General features: G+C 63.4%; 20 protein-coding genes. All 20 read left to right on the forward strand.

Annotated elements, in window-relative coordinates:
• Positions 1 to 26: 26 nt before the first annotated feature.
• The 20 genes from L2Y94_RS06565 to L2Y94_RS06660 all read left to right on the forward strand — a co-directional run bounded on the left by L2Y94_RS06565 (position 27) and on the right by L2Y94_RS06660 (position 16671).
• Positions 27 to 287 carry a TraR/DksA C4-type zinc finger protein gene (locus L2Y94_RS06565; RefSeq protein ID WP_247373877.1) on the forward strand — a complete coding sequence of 87 codons (261 nt, stop codon included), beginning with the start codon at positions 27 to 29 and terminating at the stop codon, positions 285 to 287.
• On the forward strand, positions 275 to 658 hold the full coding sequence (locus L2Y94_RS06570) for a hypothetical protein (protein WP_247373879.1): 384 nt from the start codon (positions 275 to 277) through the stop codon (positions 656 to 658). Before L2Y94_RS06565 ends, L2Y94_RS06570 begins: the two co-directional genes overlap by 13 nt.
• Positions 655 to 963 (forward strand): hypothetical protein, encoded by a 309-nt coding sequence (locus tag L2Y94_RS06575; RefSeq protein ID WP_247373881.1) that lies wholly within the window; start codon positions 655 to 657, stop codon positions 961 to 963. Before L2Y94_RS06570 ends, L2Y94_RS06575 begins: the two co-directional genes overlap by 4 nt.
• Entirely contained in the window at positions 963 to 1478 is a 516-nt protein-coding gene (locus L2Y94_RS06580) for a DUF3486 family protein (RefSeq protein WP_247373882.1), read from the forward strand. The genes L2Y94_RS06575 and L2Y94_RS06580 overlap by 1 nt, the downstream gene beginning before the upstream one ends.
• Positions 1475 to 2998 (forward strand): hypothetical protein, encoded by a 1524-nt coding sequence (locus L2Y94_RS06585; protein ID WP_247373883.1) that lies wholly within the window; start codon positions 1475 to 1477, stop codon positions 2996 to 2998. The genes L2Y94_RS06580 and L2Y94_RS06585 overlap by 4 nt, the downstream gene beginning before the upstream one ends.
• A gap of 3 nt (positions 2999 to 3001) precedes the next feature.
• Positions 3002 to 4567, forward strand: a complete 1566-nt coding sequence (locus tag L2Y94_RS06590; RefSeq protein ID WP_247373884.1) for a DUF935 domain-containing protein — start codon at positions 3002 to 3004, stop codon at positions 4565 to 4567.
• Positions 4560 to 5855, forward strand: a complete 1296-nt coding sequence (locus L2Y94_RS06595) for a phage head morphogenesis protein (protein WP_247373885.1) — start codon at positions 4560 to 4562, stop codon at positions 5853 to 5855. Before L2Y94_RS06590 ends, L2Y94_RS06595 begins: the two co-directional genes overlap by 8 nt.
• The gene (locus L2Y94_RS06600; RefSeq protein WP_247373886.1) at positions 5855 to 6448 is read left to right on the forward strand and encodes a phage virion morphogenesis protein; all 594 of its coding nucleotides are present in this window, start codon (positions 5855 to 5857) and stop codon (positions 6446 to 6448) included. Before L2Y94_RS06595 ends, L2Y94_RS06600 begins: the two co-directional genes overlap by 1 nt.
• 223 nt (positions 6449 to 6671) lie before the next feature.
• Complete coding sequence (locus L2Y94_RS06605) at positions 6672 to 7634, forward strand: phage protease (RefSeq protein WP_247373887.1); 963 nt, start codon at positions 6672 to 6674, stop codon at positions 7632 to 7634.
• A 12-nt stretch (positions 7635 to 7646) separates the two neighbouring features.
• Positions 7647 to 8066, forward strand: coding sequence for a hypothetical protein (locus L2Y94_RS06610; RefSeq protein ID WP_247373888.1), 420 nt, complete (start codon positions 7647 to 7649; stop codon positions 8064 to 8066).
• A gap of 14 nt (positions 8067 to 8080) precedes the next feature.
• Complete coding sequence (locus L2Y94_RS06615; protein WP_247373889.1) at positions 8081 to 8977, forward strand: Mu-like prophage major head subunit gpT family protein; 897 nt, start codon at positions 8081 to 8083, stop codon at positions 8975 to 8977.
• Positions 8978 to 9153: 176 nt separating this feature from the next.
• The gene (locus L2Y94_RS06620) at positions 9154 to 9639 is read left to right on the forward strand and encodes a phage protein Gp36 family protein (protein WP_247373890.1); all 486 of its coding nucleotides are present in this window, start codon (positions 9154 to 9156) and stop codon (positions 9637 to 9639) included.
• Complete coding sequence (locus tag L2Y94_RS06625) at positions 9639 to 10217, forward strand: phage protein Gp37 (RefSeq protein ID WP_247373891.1); 579 nt, start codon at positions 9639 to 9641, stop codon at positions 10215 to 10217. The genes L2Y94_RS06620 and L2Y94_RS06625 overlap by 1 nt, the downstream gene beginning before the upstream one ends.
• On the forward strand, positions 10217 to 10447 hold the full coding sequence (locus L2Y94_RS06630; protein ID WP_247373892.1) for a DUF2635 domain-containing protein: 231 nt from the start codon (positions 10217 to 10219) through the stop codon (positions 10445 to 10447). Before L2Y94_RS06625 ends, L2Y94_RS06630 begins: the two co-directional genes overlap by 1 nt.
• Positions 10444 to 11544, forward strand: a complete 1101-nt coding sequence (locus L2Y94_RS06635) for a phage tail sheath subtilisin-like domain-containing protein (RefSeq protein ID WP_247373894.1) — start codon at positions 10444 to 10446, stop codon at positions 11542 to 11544. Before L2Y94_RS06630 ends, L2Y94_RS06635 begins: the two co-directional genes overlap by 4 nt.
• Positions 11545 to 11555: 11 nt before the next feature.
• On the forward strand, positions 11556 to 11927 hold the full coding sequence (locus L2Y94_RS06640) for a hypothetical protein (protein ID WP_247373896.1): 372 nt from the start codon (positions 11556 to 11558) through the stop codon (positions 11925 to 11927).
• Between the two features lie 23 nt (positions 11928 to 11950).
• Positions 11951 to 12169, forward strand: coding sequence for a hypothetical protein (locus L2Y94_RS06645; protein ID WP_247373897.1), 219 nt, complete (start codon positions 11951 to 11953; stop codon positions 12167 to 12169).
• Positions 12170 to 12333: 164 nt separating this feature from the next.
• On the forward strand, positions 12334 to 12690 hold the full coding sequence (locus L2Y94_RS06650; protein WP_247373898.1) for a hypothetical protein: 357 nt from the start codon (positions 12334 to 12336) through the stop codon (positions 12688 to 12690).
• Between the two features lie 151 nt (positions 12691 to 12841).
• Positions 12842 to 15232 carry a phage tail tape measure protein gene (locus L2Y94_RS06655; protein ID WP_247373899.1) on the forward strand — a complete coding sequence of 797 codons (2391 nt, stop codon included), beginning with the start codon at positions 12842 to 12844 and terminating at the stop codon, positions 15230 to 15232.
• The gene (locus tag L2Y94_RS06660) at positions 15229 to 16671 is read left to right on the forward strand and encodes a DNA circularization protein (protein WP_247373900.1); all 1443 of its coding nucleotides are present in this window, start codon (positions 15229 to 15231) and stop codon (positions 16669 to 16671) included. The genes L2Y94_RS06655 and L2Y94_RS06660 overlap by 4 nt, the downstream gene beginning before the upstream one ends.
• Positions 16672 to 16677 lie beyond the last annotated feature (6 nt).

A 16677-nucleotide genomic window follows, 5' to 3' on the forward strand; every position in this document is an offset into this window, starting at 1 on the left:
TAACAACGGCTTGAAGGATGGTGCGCATGGATGAGCTCGAAATCGCCTCGGCACAGGAATCCGCCGACCGGGAGGCACTGATCAACCTTCAGCTCCTACGTGGACGGGTAGCACGAGCTCCCGCCAAGCACGCTGCGGATGGTAGGCGCATCTGCGTGCATTGCGGGGAACCCATCGCCGAGAAGCGCCTCGCGGCCGTTCCACATGCAACCGCCTGCCGCGATTGCGAAACCATGGCCGAGCAGCACGCCGCCCATTACGTCAGGAGAAACGCATGGGCAGTGTGATTCAGTTGAGTACCCGCGAAGTGTTGATTCTCGTCAGCGCCTTCGCTGGCGTCGTGTTTACGTTCGGCAAGTTGCTTCTCGGCCAGTTCGAGCGTCGTATGCAGGAGCGCTTCGACGGCATGGAAAAACTGCGGGCGGCCGAAAAGAGCGCCCTGCGCGACCAGTTCGAGACGCTCGAAAGCAACCTGGAAGACACGACCGGACGGGTCACCGCCGTTGTGCAGCGCGTCGAGCAACTGCGGGACGAGTTACCAAAGCAATACGTAACACGCGAAGACTGGATTCGCTTCGCGACCACACAGGACGCCAAGCTTGACCGACTGATGGAGCTGGTCCTCAGCATGAAATTCAACGGGGGAAATAAATCGTGAGCGATATCGACCTTGGCAAGATTCAGCGAGAGTCCGCCCGGTGGCGCATTCTCCGCATCCTCGACGCCGGCCGGCCGTTGCCGGTGAGCGAGCACACGGTGCTGCTTGCTCTCAATGACGCAAAGCTGTCGTTGACGATGCAGGAACTGCGTAGGGAGCTCGACTATCTGGATGATCGCAAGCTGCTTCGGATTCTCGACATCAATACCGCGCACTGGTCCGCCGAGCTGACGCATTACGGCGTCGACCTGGTGGAGTACACCGTGGACTGCTTGCCGGGCATCGCCCGCCCGCCGAGATTCTGATGGCACCGCGTAGCAAGGTCGCCAAACTGCCAGCCGCCGTAAAGGAATGGCTGGACGATCGTCTGGTCGAAGGGAACTTCAGCGGCTATGAAACCCTTTCGGCCGAGCTGGCCAAGCGTGGCTATACCATCAGCAAAAGCGCGTTGCACAACTACGGTCAGGAATTCGAGGACCGCTTGGCGGCGGTCAAGCTGAGTACCGAGCAGGCGCGCGCTGTGGTCGCCAGTTCGCCGGATGACGAAGGCGCCGTCAACGATGCGTTGATGCGACTGGTGCAGGACCGCCTATTCACGGTCCTGGTCTCGGCTAACAGCGACCAGCTGGATCTACCCAAGTTTGCTCGGGCTATTGCCGATCTTGGCCGGACCACGATCAGCCAGAAGAAATACGCCGCCGAGGTGCGAGCGCAGCGCGAGAGCGCGGCCGCCGAAGTTGAACAGATCGCCCGCAAGGGAGGTCTCACAGCGGACACGGCCAATGAAATCCGTCAGATGATCCTCGGAATCGGCCAATGAGCTCCCTACCCAGCGTCAGCAGTGCGGTGCTGATGCCCTACCAGCAGCAGTGGATTGCCGACACGTCTCCGTTCAAGGTGGCGGAGAAGTCGCGCCGTACCGGCCTGACATGGGCTGAGGCAGCTGACGATGTACTGATCGCTGCATCCGCCAAGGCAGCAGGCGGTCAAAACGTCTATTACATTGCCTACAACCAGGACATGACCATCGAGTACATCGAGGCATGCGCCATGTTCGCTCGGGCATTCAACTACGCCGCTGCCCAGATGGAGGAAGGAATCTGGGATGGCGAGAGCGAGGAAGACAAAAGCATCAAAACCTTCACGATTCGGTTTCCCGACAGCGGTCACCGCATCGTTGCACTGACGTCTCGCCCGTCCAACCTTCGTGGCCGCCAGGGCGTGGTGGTGATCGACGAGGCCGCGTTCCATGATCAGCTCGATGAGCTACTCAAGGCGGCCATGGCGCTGCTGATCTGGGGCGGAAAGGTCCGCGTCATCAGTACCCATAACGGTCAGACGAACGCTTTCAACGAGCTCATCACCGATATCCACGCAGGCAAGCGCTCCGGCTCAATTCACCGTATCGACTTTGCCACGGCAATCGCCAATGGCCTTTACCGCAGGGTCTGCGCCCGGATGGGCGTCGAGTGGACTCAGGCCGGCCAGGACGAGTGGGTCGCTGGCGTCTACAAGTTCTACGGCGACGGTGCCGCCGAGGAATTGGACTGCGTCCCGTCCAATGGCACCAACGCGTACCTGTCCGGTGCCTTGATCGAAGCAAGGTCAATCGATGCCCCTGTGCTGCGCTGGTCACAGCCGGTGGCATTTGCCGCGCTTGATGATCACACCCGATGGGCCGCGTGCCAAGCGTGGCTGGATGGCGAGGTGCTGCCACTCCTGGAAGCTCTTGACCCGACACTGGAGCATGCCTTCGGCCAGGACTTTGGCCGCGACCATGACTTGACCGTCATTGCGCCGATTCAGACCCTACAGCAGTTGCGCCGACGCGTGCCCTTCGTGCTGGAACTGCGCGGCATCCCGTTTCGTCAGCAAGAGCAAATTCTGTTCTTCGTTGTGGACCGCCTCCCCCGATTCACCAAGGGTGTGCTCGACGCACGCGGCAACGGCCAATCGCTGGCCGAGTTCGCCTGGCAGAAGTATGGCGAGGAACACATCGAGCGACTGATGCTGAGCGAGACGTGGTACCGCGAGCAGATGCCTGCGTTCAAGACGGCCTTTGAAGACGGCGCTTTCGATATTCCAAGGGATGTGGACATCCGCAACGATCTGCGTGCGCTGAAGCTCATCAAGGGCGTGGGCCGTCTTCCCGACGGCTACAAGGGCAAGGGCCAGGACAACCAGCCACGCCACGCCGATGCCGCCATCGCCTTGGCTATAGCGCACTACGCCAGCCGACAGGATGTCGTGGTGTACGCGATCCATCGTGTCAAACCCACTGCCGATCTGCCGCGCGCTATCAAGCGCGGCGGCGGATGGCGTACCGAGAAAGGTTTTTAACCCATGGTGCAGTCCACTATCCTCGACCAGTACGGCCGACCCATCGAATACGACCAGCTCACTGAGGAACTCTCCGCCCCTTCGCTCACGGGCATTCGTTCGACCTGGTATCCGTCGACGTCTGGAAGCCTCTCGCCGGGGCGTCTGGCAGCGATGCTGGAAGCGGCCAACCAAGGCGATGCGGATGACTATCTGACGCTTGCGCTGGAGATGGAAGAGCGAGACCTGCACTACGCCAGTGTGCTGGGAACGCGCAAGCTCGCTGTATCCGGCCTCGATGTCACGGTAGAGGCGCTGACCGACGATGCTGCCGACGTACGCATGGCCGATGCACTACGCGAGCTGGTCACCGCCCCGGAATTCGACGAGCTGCGCGCGGACCTGGTCAACGCCCTGGGCGCCGGCTATGCGGTCAGCGAGATCATGTGGGACAAGAGCGGCAGGACGTGGATGCCGTGCGACTACAAAGAGCGCGATCCCAGGCACTTCCGTTTCGACCGCGATACGGGCCGAGAGCTTCGCCTGATCGACCCGCAGGATATGGCCAACGGCATTGCCCTGGCACCCTACAAATTCGTGGTGCATTACCCGCGCATCCGGCCTGGCCTTCCCATTCGTGGCGGCCTCGCACGGCTCGCGGCGGTGGCCTACATGTGCAAGGCCTGGGCGTGGAAGGATTGGATGTCGTTTGCCGACATCTATGGCCTGCCCATGCGTGTGGGCAAGTACGGTCCGGGCGCGAGCGCAGAAGACATCGCGAAGCTGATGTCAGCGGTTGCCAACCTGGGCAGCGACGCGGCGGCCGTGATGCCTTCTGGCATGTCCATCGACTTCCAGACCGCAGCGCAGACGGCGGGCGCCGGTGATTTCTTCCGGGGGCTGGCGGAGTGGTGGGATAAGCAGGTGAGCAAGGGCGTCATTGGTCAGACCATGACGACCGACGACGGGGCTAGCATGGCACAAGCCCAGGTGCATCAGCTCGTGCGCGAAGACCTGCTCACGGCGGACGCCAAGGCCCTGCAAAACACCCTTCAGCGCCAACTCGTGCGCGGCTTTATCGATCTGAACTTCGGGCCGGGCCGTTATCCGCGTTTGATCGTCAACGTTCCCAAACCCGAAGACGTCGCCGCGCTGGTCAAAGCCTTGGGCATCCTGGTCCCGCTCGGCTTACAGGTCGAGCAGAGCGTGGTGCGAGACAAATTGGGGATTGCCGATCCTGCGCCTGGCGCCCTGTTGTTGCAGCCCGCTGCGCCCGTACCCGTCGCTGCCAACCGCGCGCTCAACGCCGAGGTGCGGCCAACGCCGGCTGATGCGGCCACGTCGGTTGATCGGGTCGACGCGATCGTTAGACAGCTCGACGCACAGCAAGGCGCGATAACGGAGCAGTGGTTGGATCAGATTCGTGCCGTTGTCGATCAAGCGGCGACACTGGACGACGTGCGCGATGGCTTATTCGCCCAGTTTGCCGAGCTGAGTCTGGATGGCTTCGCGCAAGGCATGCAGGACGCACTGGATGCCGCGCAGGCGGCGGGTCGCTATGACCTGATGCAGGAGGCGGCCAGTGGCTGATTCGAAGCCGCGGCTTCGCCTTATCGACGGACGCTGGCAGGCCATTGGCTCGCCCGCCAGCGCCGGTGCTCCCGCAGCCACCAGCCTGCCTTTCAAGGAGCAGGCCGCGTTCTGGCGACGCAAGGTCAACGTCCCCACCGACACCTGGCGCGATGTGCAACGCGAGGATCATGCACAAGCCTTTATGGTCGCTGGTGCGGCACGCGTTGATCTGCTCGATGATCTACGCAAGGCGGTGGACAAGGCCGTGCTGAATGGTGGTTCCATCGAAAGCTTCCGCAAGGACTTCGATGCGGTCGTTGCACGGACCGGTTGGGAGTACAACGGCGGGCGCAACTGGCGTACCCGGATCATCTACACCACCAATGTACGCAGCAGCTACATGGCGGGGCGCTGGCAACAGATTCAGGCGATCAAGCATCGCCGTCCATACATGGAATACGTGCATAACGATTCCGTACGCCACCCGCGCCCTCAGCACCAGGCATGGAACGGCACCATCCTGCTTGTCGATGATCCCTGGTGGAACACCCACTATTGCCCTAACGGCTATGGCTGCCAGTGCACCACCCGGACGCTGGCGCAGCGCGACATGGATGCCCTGGGCAAGACGGGCCCTGATCAGGCACCGACAAGTGTGGACGACACAACGGGCATCGATCCCGGGTTTGACTACAACGTCGGCCAGGCGGCCGCATCCATGCCAGCGGCTGACCGCATCGGGCAAAAGATCATGACCATGCCCAGGCCGTTTCGCGATGCTGCCCTGGCCGATGCACAACGCCGTCAGGCCGACATGTTCGCGGACTGGCCAGCGGCGGTTAGTCGTGCACAGAGCGCCGATGCCGGCGTGTCATCCATCCATCAGCCGGTAGGTTTCGTTCGACCCCGCGTGGCCGAGCTGCTGGACCGAGGCACATTGCCTGGGCGGGTCGATAAGCCCTTAGCCAGCGCCCTGCTGGCGGCAGATGACCATGCGCTCACCACCGCACTGGCCAGCACGACGGATGGCTCACCGTCTGCCTTGCAGCAACTTGCCCAGGATCTGCCGCAGGTGCTGGCTGACGGGGACGTCCCCGTTTTGTGGGATACGCATATGCAGCAGCTCCTGTACGCGCATGCCCTCGCCGACGGCCGCTTTGCAGCCGCCTCGTTTTCCCTGGACGCCACCGGGCCACGAGGTCGAGGCCAGGGCGGCGCCATGGCCGGGCGCCTACAAACCCTCGCTCTGCTCGATGCAGCCCACCTGGCGACCGAGCGGTACCTGCTGCTGGATGGCGCCCTGTAATGAGCGGCGCCAGCTACAGCATTGAGGTCAACGCCAAGGAAATCGCCGAGCGCCTGGCGCATCTCGCCAAGCGCATGGATCACGTGCAGGATGCCTTGGTCGAGATCGGCGAGGTACTCGTGCCGAGTACCCAGCAGCGGTTCGGCCAGGCCATCTCGCCGACGGGCGCTCCCTGGGCCCCGTTGTCGCCCCGCACGCTGGCCCAGAAGAAGGGCCCTGGCATCCTGCGGGAGAGCCTCGCGCTGCAAAGCTCAATCCACTACCAGGTGGAGGGTGACGAGGTACATGTCGGCACGGACCTCATCTATGCCGCGATTCACCAGTTCGGTGGCAAAGTGCACCACACCGCCCGCAAGGCCACGGTGAACTTCCGACAGGACAAGCGCACCGGCGAGGTAGGGCCTCGCTTCGTCAAGGCCAAGCACGCCAACTTCGTGCAGGACGTCACCATCGGTGCGCATGACACCGAGGTTCCAGCCCGTCCCTACCTCGGGCTGAGCGCCAAGGATGAGCGGGACATCCTCGATGCGCTGTGGGATTACATCCTGGAAGATTTCGGTGCCAGCGATTCGGGCGGCGGGGCCATCGCCTAAAACGCCCGTAGCGGCCCCCCAAGGGGGGTGGGGGGCGGCAGAGATACCGGGCGGGGGTGGCGTCGGGCTCTAAAACGGGTTTTAAATGCTTCGGGAGGGGGGCTTGCCCTTTCCCGGCGTCCCATCTGTCGGCTCCACGGGCAAAACCCCTCCTGGCGAGGGGTCATGTTCATAACAAGCCCTTGAATAACGAGACTGCGCGCGCGGGGCAGAACATGGCCCCATGGCACACAAATCTCACCTCGCTCTGAATGTCGAACTGGCCGCCGTCGATGGCGCCGCCCCCGAGTGGGTGGAGCTGATCCCGGCTGGCCCCAACGTCACCGGCCTCGATGGCCGCAGCTGGGTGTTCGACCAGCTCGCCGCCAGCCAGGTGCTCGCCACCTTCGCCGAACGCGGTCTCGATGTCGTCATCGACTGGAACCACGCGACCCAGCTCCAGGCTCCCACGGGAGGCGATGCGCCGGCCGCCGCCTGGATCAAGCGCCTGGAGTCCCGCGACGGCGCGCTCTGGGGTCAGGTGGATTGGACGCCGCGCGGCGGCCAGCAGGTGCTCAACCGTGAATACAAGTACCTGAGCCCGGTCTTCGACTACGACCCGACCACCAAGCGCATCGCGCGCCTGGTCAGCGCAGCCATTCTCAACACCCCCAACCTGCGCCTGACGGCGCTCAATAGCGAGGAAACACCTGTGGCCCTATCCGCAGCAATTGCGGGCGCGCTCGGCCTCACCACCGACGCAACCGACGAGGCGGCCCTTGCCGCCATCACCCAGCTGAAGACCGCGCGAGCGGCCAACAACGAGAACCCGAGCCTGGAACGCTTCGTGCCCCGCGCGGACTACGACACGCTGCACACCCGCGCCGTCAACGCCGAGCAGGCGCTGGCCGCCCGCGACGCCGCCGAACACACCGCAGCGGTGGATGCCGCGATCAGCAGCGCCCTGGCGGCCGGCAAGATCACCCCCGCGACCCAGGACTACCACCGTGCCAGCTGTTCCGACTCGGCCGGCCTGGCGCGCTTCAAGGAGTACGTCAACATCGCGGCCGTGATCGCGCCGGACCAGAAGGACCTAGACAAGCGCGGTGATGGCAACGGAACCGCCCTCAACGCCGAAGAGCTGGCCGTGTGCCAGGCCACCGGCCTCGATCCCGCCGCCTTCCTCGCTTCCAAAGCCGACAAGTAAGGACTGATACCCATGACCCAGCTCACCCAGGGCCGCCTTACGCCGCGTCGCAACGGCGACCAGGTCGGCCATGACGTTGCCGCCAACACGATCCTCTTCACCGGCGGCCTGGTCGCACTCAATGCAACGGGCTTCGCCGTACCGGCCACCAAGGCCGGCCGTAACGCCGTCGGCGTCAACGAGTGCGACGTGGACAACTCCAAGGGCGCCGACGGCGATTTGCAGGCCAGTGTGCGCCGCGACTGCTTCGCCTTCGACAACTCGCCGACCAGTGCATGCACTCGTGTGGACATCGGTGCCGTTGCGTACGTCGAAGACGACAGCACCGTCGCTCGTACGGGCACCGCCATCGCTGGCGTCATCGTCGACATCACCGACGAAGGCGTATGGGTCGACGTCGGCCGCTATCCCATCACCGTCGAAGCGGCTTAAGGAGCCTCGCACCCATGATTGTCAACGCAGGCAACCTCAAAACCCTGTTCATCGCCTTCAAAGCCGCCTTTGCGGGCGGCCTGGGCACGGCCCCGAGCCAGTACACCCAGATCGCCACCGTCGTGACCAGCACGACGGGCGCCGAGGAATACGGCTGGCTCGGGAAATTCCCCAAGATGCGCGAGTGGATCGGCGACCGCGTGATCAACGGCATGCAGAGTCACGGCTACACGGTGAAGAACAAGCCGTTCGAGCTGACGGTAGGCGTGCCTCGCAACTCCATCGAAGATGATCAGTACGGCGTCTTCGCCCCAATGATGACCGAAATGGGACAAAGCGCGGGCGAGTTCCCCGACGAGCTCGTCTTCAATCTGCTCGCGGAGGGGCGTACCGAGAAGTGCTACGACGGCAAACCGTTCTTTGCTACCGACCATCCGGTGCTTAACGGCAAGGGCAAGCCGGTTGCGCAGAGCAACGTCGATGATATCGCCGACGGCGGCCCGGCCTGGTATGTGCTGGACACGCGCCGCGCACTCAAGCCGCTGATCTTCCAGGACCGCAAGAAGCCGAACTTCGTGGCGATGGTGTCGGAGACCGACGAAAACGTCTTCAGCCGCGCCGAATTCGTCTACGGCGTCGACGCGCGCGGCAATGCTGGCTTCGGCTTCTGGCAGCAAGCCTACTCGTCCAACAAGCCGCTGAACGCCGAAAACCTCGAAGCGGCCATTACGGCGATGACGGGTCGACTCGGCGACAACGACCGCAAGTTGGGCATCAACCCCAGCGTCCTGGTCGTGCCGTCCACGATGGAGTTCGTGGCCTCCGCGCTTCTGAAGAGCGTGCTGGTCAACGGCGGTGAGACCAACCCGCTCGCGGGTCGCCTGACGATCCTGCTCAGCCCGTGGCTGTAAGTACCGTCTGAAGCTCCGGCCGCCTCACGGCGTGGCTTCTGCCTTGCGCGAATCGGATAGCGCTGGCCCCCAAAGGTCACGGGGAGAAGGGGACTCAACGTACACAGTCTTCAGTAGGCCTGAAAAGCGTGCGTGACAGCCGGAGAGACGGCAACCACCCCTACACAGTGAGTCCCATGCAAATCACCGCAGCACAGCTTGTGACACGTTTTGGCGCCGAAGAGATCGCCGCCATCGCCGTGCCCAAATGGCTGGACCCGCTGACCCCCGACCAGATGTCGGCGGCTGCGAACGGCGATGACCTATCGCAGTGGGCCGACGCGGCGAAGCTGTCGGCGCAAAGCGCGCTGAGCCGTATCGAAACCGTCAGCGGCCGTGCCGCCACCGAGCTTGCCTACTACCTGCGCTTCCGCGCGCCGACAGCCGACGCGCCGGTCTGGCTACCGGATGACACGCTGGAGCTGGCTCGATACCACCTCTACGACGCAGCCGGCAACGCCGATAGCACCGTGCGCCTGCGTTATCAGGATGTGATCAAACGCCTGAAGGCGCTGATGGATGAGGACGCTGCCAATGGCGTATCCGAGGGGGATAAGGGCGGCGCGCCCGTCGTGATCAGCAATCCTCGGGTTTTCTCCCGCAACACCCTGAGGCGCTGGTGATGCTCGACCTCATCGAATCGGCCGTACTGGATCGCCTCCAGGCATTGAAAGAGATAGCGCCGCGCATCGATATCGCGGGATACGCAGGCGAACTTTCCGATGGCGACCTGCTGGCCAAGGTCGCCGCTGCCGGTATGGCGGTGCTTGTGCTGGTACCGAGCGGTAAGTTCACCAGGCGAAGCAACCGCCGTTTCAGCTTCGATGGCGTGGTGCGCTTGGTCATTTTCGTACGGCAGGCACGCGGCCAGTCGGAAACCCGCATGGGTACGGCAGGCCAGCTGGGTAGCTACGCGCTTTGGGATAGTTGCGTACGCCTACTTACCGACTTCCATCCGAGCAACGAGGCGGCGGGCCTCTCGGCCGACGGGCTCGTGCCCACGACCTACAACAACCTGGTCAACGGAAAGGCCGAACGCGATTATCTGAGCGTCCTGGGCCAGAGCTTCGCCATCAAGGCGGACTGGACCGTCCCCGAGGATGCCGGCGAGCCCCTCCTGGGTATCGACCTCAACTACTACCTCAAGCCGGGCGACGATCTCATCGACGCGTCGGATCACGTCCCCCTGGAGAACACGTAATGCTGCGAGTCATCGCCAATGAGGGCCTGAAGGTGCCCTTTGAAAAGCAGCGCGCGTTTATCGGCAGCGAGCCGGTCGACGTGCCTGATTCCCTCTACTACCGCCGACGGCTGGAGACGGGCGAGCTGGTGCATGTCACGGACGACGCTACCCGTAAGCCCTCCGCTTCCGCGCTCGTCGCTGATTCCGATGCCGCCACCGACAAGAAATCTGGGAGCAATGCCAAATGAACATCGCCCTGAACACGATCCCGGCCAGCACCCGCAAGCCCGGCACCTACTTCGAGTTCAATACCTCGCTGGCGGTCAACACACTGCCGAGCAACGCGCAGTCGCTTCTCCTGGTGGTGCCTCTGCTCGATGCCGGCACCATGCCGCCGCTGGTGGCCACCGTGGTCTATGACGCACCAAGCGCATTTGCGCTGACGGGAAGCACCGTCGCACAGGCGATGGTGGCTGCGGCAATCAAGGCCAACCGTTACCTGCAAATCTCCCTGGTCGGCATCAAGGTGGTCGGCGACGCCGAACCCGACATCACGCCGGCACTCGATGCCACCGCAACGGGCGATTACACCCAGGTCGTATCCGCCTGGCAGAGCACTATCGCTCTCACCGCCATGCGGACGCACATCGAAGAGGTCACCAATTCCATCAACCAGAAGTCGCTTCTGGGCGTCGCCGCCGTGGTGGGCACGTTGACCGCGGCTACCACGCTCGCCTCCGCACTCAACAGCGCCCCGATCACGCTGGCACTGCTTCCCGGCACCGCCTATACGGCGGCCGAACTGGCCGCAGCCTACGCCGCCGTGATCGCCAGCGAGAGCGACCCGGCGCGGCCACTGAACACCCTGGCACTGACCGGGGTGCCGGTGCCAGCCATTGCGAATCGACTTTCCCGCAACGAACAGGAGACGGCGCTTCTCAATGGCGTGACGCCGCTCGAAGTCGGCCCGGGCGAGGTGGTGCAGATCGTCCGTGCCATCAGCACGTACACCAAGTCCGAAGCCGGCACGGCCGACGTGTCCATGCTGGACATCACCACCATGCGGACCCTGTACTACGTGCGACAGGCTTGCCGCGAGCGCGTCGCCTTGCGCTTCCCTCGGTCCAAGAACACGGCCCGCATCGCGGCATCCGTCCGTGGGGAGCTGCTCGACGTCCTGAAGAAATGCGAGGCGCTCGAAGTCGTGGAGAACGTCGACGCCAATGCCGACGGTCTCGTGGTCGAAAAGAGCGCGACCGATGCCAACTGGCTCGTCGCATCCATTCCTGCCGACGTGGTCAACGGCCTGCATGTCTTCGCAGGCGTGATCAACCTCATCCTCTAACGGAGAATCCCATGGCAGATACCTATGTTGGGCTGATCGTCCTCGAGATCGACGGCACCGAGTACGAAGTGGTCAGCCTCAGCACGACCGAGAACACGAATCGCAAGGTCGTGAAGACGATGAATTCCAGCGGTCGGCCGTTGGGGACGTCCAAAGGCGTTGCCGACTACTCGCTCACCGTGAACGTGGCCATCCCGAAGACCGGGGAGCCGAACTGGAGCACCCTGATCGACGGAAAGATCACCGCGTACCCCCAGGATGGCGGTGGTCTCCGCGAGACCTGGACGGGTGTGCACCTGGTCACGAAGGGCAGCACGTACAACCTGGACAACGAAGCCACCCGCGAGCTGCAACTGTCCGCCCTCAACTACTACACCGAATGATGCGCCGGCCATCGATCCGTCCTGTGGCATTCGTCATCGTACTTGCCAGCGTACTGCTGGCCGGCTGCGATATCCAAGAAACGCAACGCCAGCTGGTGTGCACCCGTGATGGCACGCTGCTCTATCAGAGCCCGCTCTCCGCCTTCATCACACCTCGCGCCAATACCGCCAGCTGGAATATCGACGGTGCGATATACACACCCGAGAGCAACAGCACCTGCGTCGTCAACGACGTGTACTGACTTTCAGCGATACGGCGTGCCGCGCACGACACAAAGTCCGTAGGTAATCAGACCCCGTATTCACTGAGCCGGTATGAGCTGGACGGCCAAGACAAAAAGTAACTCGGGGACCCGGCCAGCCAACCTGGCTATCGCTATCCAGAACAATCATTGCAAGGCTGATTATGTCCACATCGAACACCAAGAACTGGGAAGGTCTGACTATCACGCGTGATTTGAAGGTCGGCGTGCTGTTCGCCGGCACTCGACACAAGAAGTTCACCCTTCGCGTGCCGATGGCTGGCGATCTGATCAACGCCCAGAAGGCATACCCCAGCGGACCGATCCGCCTACAAGCATTGGAGTGCTATCGCCAACAGCTTCTCGAACTCGGGGATATTCCCGCCGAAAGCCTGACCATCGAACTGCTGAGCACGGAGCTGGCCGAGGTCGACCTGGGGCTGTTGGAGGTGGCCGATGAAGAGCTGGGAAAGTCGCTGAACGATCCGCCCGAAAAAGCGGACTCCGAAACTGGTGGTTAATTGAACACGTCCTAGTCAAGCACGGCTATCGCATTGACGAAATTGGACGAATGACCAAGCCTGAAATCGAGGCGCGACTGGACTTCATCAGTCGTCGCGGCAAGCCCGCCGCCACCAAGACCTACAAGAGCGCGAGGAATAAGGAAGCCCGATGAGCGATATGCGCGTCAATCTCACCGTACGGGCGCGCAGCGAGGGCAGCGGTCCGGTCGACGCTCAAACGGCGGCCGTCGACAAGCTAGGCAAGACATCCACGACCACAGGCAACAAGGTCAAGCAGGCGCTGCGATGGCAGAACGGGCAATGGCAGGAGGTCAAGCAATCCACCTCCGAAGCGGGTGCCGAGGTCAAGAAGTTCGGCGGCACGATGGATCGTGTGGCCACGCAGGGACAGCGAGCCACCGACGCCATTAAGCGCGGTCTGCAAGACGATGCGCGCGAGCTACGCCGTTCCACCACCGAGGCTGAGCGTGCTGGTCGTGGCATGGACCGGCTGCGCATGCTCGCCCTTCGCTCGACCAGCGCGTTGCGCACCATGGCCAGCGCTGCACGCCGTGAATTCGACGGCCTGCATAAGGTGCTGGGCGGCGTCGGCGGCCGCCTGGCCGCGCTCGGCATCGGTGCGGGCGCCGTGCAGACGCTGCGGTCCAGTGCGCAGTTGGACCGTACCAACATCCAGCTGCGTCAAACGGCCGACATGAGTGCAGCGGATGTCGACGACTGGCGGCGCACCCGTTGGGCGATGGCTCGCGCCAATGGCAACAGCCCCGATGCGATTGATCGCGGCATGGGGCAGTTGGTGGCCGCCGGCTTGAATTATCAGCAGGCAAAGCCCGCAGCGAACGCCGCTGACGTCGCATCGACGATCAGTGGCGCCGATCAGGGCCAGCTGGCGGACTATCAGGTCACGGCGGCCGCCATCTTCAACGAGGACCTGGCCAAGGCTGGAACGAGCAACCGCCTGCTCGCGCAAGGGTTGGTGGGTGGCCGCCTCGGTCGCGCCGAGTTGCCGGACCTTCCCAACATCTTCCCTCGTGTCGGCGGTGCCGCGCAGCAAGCGGGGCTGAACTATCCGCAGACCATCGGCTACATCGAAGCGCTATCCAATATCGAGTCCCAACCCGAGCGCCTAGCAACACTGGCCGAGTCGGGACTTCGCATGTTCACCAACGGCAAGTACCGGGCGCAGGTCACCAAGACGACGGGCGTGAACTTCTTCGATAAGAAGGGCGCGACACGCGATCCCTTTGCAGTTATGGAGGATTTGCGCAAGCGATACGAGAAGCTGAAGACGGATAGTCGGCGGTCGGCCTTCTTGCAAGCGGTGATTGGCGAGGCCGATCTCGACACGCAGCGCAACTTCCGCGCGTTTCTTCAACCCGGTCGCATCGAGCAGGCCCGTGACTACGGTAAGCAGATTAGCGCCGTGGCAGACTTCGACCCAGCCCAGCTCGATGAAAACCGCAAGAGTGCCACCGCCACGGCAGGACGCGTCAAAGCCACGGTGGGTGAGGCCCTGGACAAGGCCGCGATCCCGGTGAACAAGGCGCTGGCCAGCGCGGCGCAATACCTGCTGGACGACAAGGGGCTGAGCGGTAGCCAGCTCCTGGGCGGCGCTGCGGCTTTGGGCGTAGGGGGCTACTACGGCGGTCGCCTGGCGAAGTGGGGCGGCAGCAAGGCCTTGGGTAAGCTGACCGACCTGCTCGGTGGCAGTGTCGATACGGTGAAAAACATCGTGGTCGGCCATGCCCTGCAAGAAAGCACCGGCGTCACACCCGTGTTTGTCACCAACTGGAGCGGCGCACCGTCGGGTATCGGCAGCGCGGCATCCAGCGCCGCCGAGGTAGCCGCCGAGGCGGCCACCGGTGGTCGCGCTGCTACCGCCGCCACGGGCGCCGCTCGGGTCGCAGCTGGTGCACGCGGCTTTGTCATGGCTGATCTACTGCCGGCATTTGCTCTGGGCGCTGGTGTGGCGGCCGTGAACGATGCCTTGAAGCCTATTGCGGATGCGCAAGATGCGCAGTTGGTAGCTGACCAGCGGGAGCGGGACAAGAAGCGCTTCGGCATCAACGATGCACAGCTGGATCGCCGCAATCAGATCGAAACGAGCGAAATGCCGTATGGACGCTGGGTCGATAGCGCATACGCCGCGCCGGGGAAGAAGCGCGTTGAGGACTACGAGGCCTGGGTGACAAGCCAGATTCCAGCGGAGCAGGTCGATGCCGGCGATGCCGCCAGGGCGGCTGGGCTCATCGGCAATGTCGCCCGCTCTCCCGCCGCACGCTGGCTCTCGCCCCGGCTTTCGGATTCGGTCAGCTCGTGGGCAGAACAGACCGCCTCGCGGCTGGACCCGGCAGCTATTGGCGATACCAGCGCGGCGGCCGCCAGCCAGATGCAGGACGCTGCTCGCGTATTCAACGACGCAGCGCGCCTGCTCGAACCACTCCTGGGCAAGCCACTCCAGATCCAGGTCACATCGGATACCGACGAACTACACGCCAAGGTCGTTGATCGACAAGTGCGTGACGCGAGGCGCGGATGAGCTGGAAAGACAATCTCCTACCGGCGAGCTTTCGCTCGATAGCTATCGACGTGGTTGGCACGGAGCTGGACGTGAGTCGCTCGCTCGCCTTGCATGGCGTGCCATACCGTGACGGCGAATCCGTCGAGGATCTCGGCCGGGATGCCCGGCGCTTCGAAGTCCAAGTGGTGTGCTGGGGAGACAACTACGAAACGACGCTGCAAGAGCTGATCGTTGCGCTGGACTCGTCCGATGATGCCGCCTTTGTGCACCCGGTCTACGGCAACATCACCGTACACGTCGAGCGCTACCGTATTCGGGACGATGCGGAAACCCCGGACCGGGCCGAGATATCACTTACCCTGATTGAGTCTGGCGATGATCCGCAGTTCTTTCAGCGAACGTTCGTCACTACCGCCGATGCCGTGGCTAGCACGCAGCAGCTCAGCGGCCTGGCGTCCGCTATTGCCTCCGGCAAGGCGGTCTTGGGCCAGGTTCGCTCGTATGCTTCGGCGGTACGCGGCGTGCTGGCTCAGGTTGTCGGTATCGTATCCACCGTCCGAAATGCCACGGATGGTGGGTGGACCGGGCTCATGGAAAACGTGATCGGTCAACCTGGGATCACTCTTCAGTTCGCCCAGCTGCGCAGCCAGATACTCGGAACCCTCAGCGGACTTGCCGCACTGGCCGACGGCGTCACACCGACGTTCGACCCTGTCGTGGGCGAAGGATCGAAACGCGTCCTGCCGGAGGCTCGCGACGATATCGAATTCACCATGCCGACCAGTGCCACCAGGCTGCTGGCCGGCGACGCACTGCCGCAGACCGTGCCAGGGCAGGACAACCTCCCGGCCATGGCCGTTCGCGCGTGGCAGGTCGCCCTCGTGTGCGCTCGCCAAGGCGTCATGCCGACCCTCTATGCCGGTGCCCTGGACACCAATTCAGGCGCGAATGGCGGCGCCGCCAGCGGGACCGCCATTGAGCTGCCGGATGGCCTCCCGGCGGACGCCGTCAACGCTGTGGGCCTCACGTTGGTCGCCTACCTGATTACTGAGCAGGCGATGATCCTTGCTGACGCCGTGTGCAGCGTATTTGATGCCGAGCTCGATAGTCCGAGCCTCTCGCCCAACGATGTGGACGCACTGACCGCCCAGGTGCGCTCGCTCCTACAGTCGGCGATCATCATGCATCGCGAGCTGTTCGACGTGGAAGCGGCGCTGACGGTCATCGAGCCACTCCGGCAGCTCGCCCAGGTTGTCCAGGTGTCTGCTAACGCGGTCATCAATATCAAACCGCCCATCGTGCAGCGCGTGGTTCCATCGATGCAGTGTCTACGTCGCCTGGCGTTCCTCTGGTATGGCGACAACACGCGAGCGAACGAGCTGCTTCGATTGAATCCGAACCTCGTTACGCCTTACAGCATCAGCGCAGGCCAGGTACTGAACGCATATGCCAACTAGCCCGAA

Source organism: Luteibacter aegosomatis (assembly GCF_023078455.1).
GTDB classification, from domain to species: domain Bacteria; phylum Pseudomonadota; class Gammaproteobacteria; order Xanthomonadales; family Rhodanobacteraceae; genus Luteibacter; species Luteibacter aegosomatis.

What these genes read in the sequence shown, in the direction of transcription:
- L2Y94_RS06565 (WP_247373877.1), top strand. Translation starts at nt 27, where the DNA reads ATGGATGAGCTCGAAATCGCCTCGGCACAGGAATCCGCCGACCGGGAG.
- L2Y94_RS06570 (WP_247373879.1), top strand. Translation starts at nt 275, where the DNA reads ATGGGCAGTGTGATTCAGTTGAGTACCCGCGAAGTGTTGATTCTCGTC.
- L2Y94_RS06580 (WP_247373882.1), top strand. Translation starts at nt 963, where the DNA reads ATGGCACCGCGTAGCAAGGTCGCCAAACTGCCAGCCGCCGTAAAGGAA.
- L2Y94_RS06585 (WP_247373883.1), top strand. Translation starts at nt 1,475, where the DNA reads ATGAGCTCCCTACCCAGCGTCAGCAGTGCGGTGCTGATGCCCTACCAG.
- L2Y94_RS06590 (WP_247373884.1), top strand. Translation starts at nt 3,002, where the DNA reads ATGGTGCAGTCCACTATCCTCGACCAGTACGGCCGACCCATCGAATAC.
- L2Y94_RS06600 (WP_247373886.1), top strand. Translation starts at nt 5,855, where the DNA reads ATGAGCGGCGCCAGCTACAGCATTGAGGTCAACGCCAAGGAAATCGCC.
- L2Y94_RS06605 (WP_247373887.1), top strand. Translation starts at nt 6,672, where the DNA reads ATGGCACACAAATCTCACCTCGCTCTGAATGTCGAACTGGCCGCCGTC.
- L2Y94_RS06610 (WP_247373888.1), top strand. Translation starts at nt 7,647, where the DNA reads ATGACCCAGCTCACCCAGGGCCGCCTTACGCCGCGTCGCAACGGCGAC.
- L2Y94_RS06615 (WP_247373889.1), top strand. Translation starts at nt 8,081, where the DNA reads ATGATTGTCAACGCAGGCAACCTCAAAACCCTGTTCATCGCCTTCAAA.
- L2Y94_RS06620 (WP_247373890.1), top strand. Translation starts at nt 9,154, where the DNA reads ATGCAAATCACCGCAGCACAGCTTGTGACACGTTTTGGCGCCGAAGAG.
- L2Y94_RS06625 (WP_247373891.1), top strand. Translation starts at nt 9,639, where the DNA reads ATGCTCGACCTCATCGAATCGGCCGTACTGGATCGCCTCCAGGCATTG.
- L2Y94_RS06630 (WP_247373892.1), top strand. Translation starts at nt 10,217, where the DNA reads ATGCTGCGAGTCATCGCCAATGAGGGCCTGAAGGTGCCCTTTGAAAAG.
- L2Y94_RS06635 (WP_247373894.1), top strand. Translation starts at nt 10,444, where the DNA reads ATGAACATCGCCCTGAACACGATCCCGGCCAGCACCCGCAAGCCCGGC.
- L2Y94_RS06640 (WP_247373896.1), top strand. Translation starts at nt 11,556, where the DNA reads ATGGCAGATACCTATGTTGGGCTGATCGTCCTCGAGATCGACGGCACC.
- L2Y94_RS06650 (WP_247373898.1), top strand. Translation starts at nt 12,334, where the DNA reads ATGTCCACATCGAACACCAAGAACTGGGAAGGTCTGACTATCACGCGT.
- L2Y94_RS06655 (WP_247373899.1), top strand. Translation starts at nt 12,842, where the DNA reads ATGAGCGATATGCGCGTCAATCTCACCGTACGGGCGCGCAGCGAGGGC.
- L2Y94_RS06660 (WP_247373900.1), top strand. Translation starts at nt 15,229, where the DNA reads ATGAGCTGGAAAGACAATCTCCTACCGGCGAGCTTTCGCTCGATAGCT.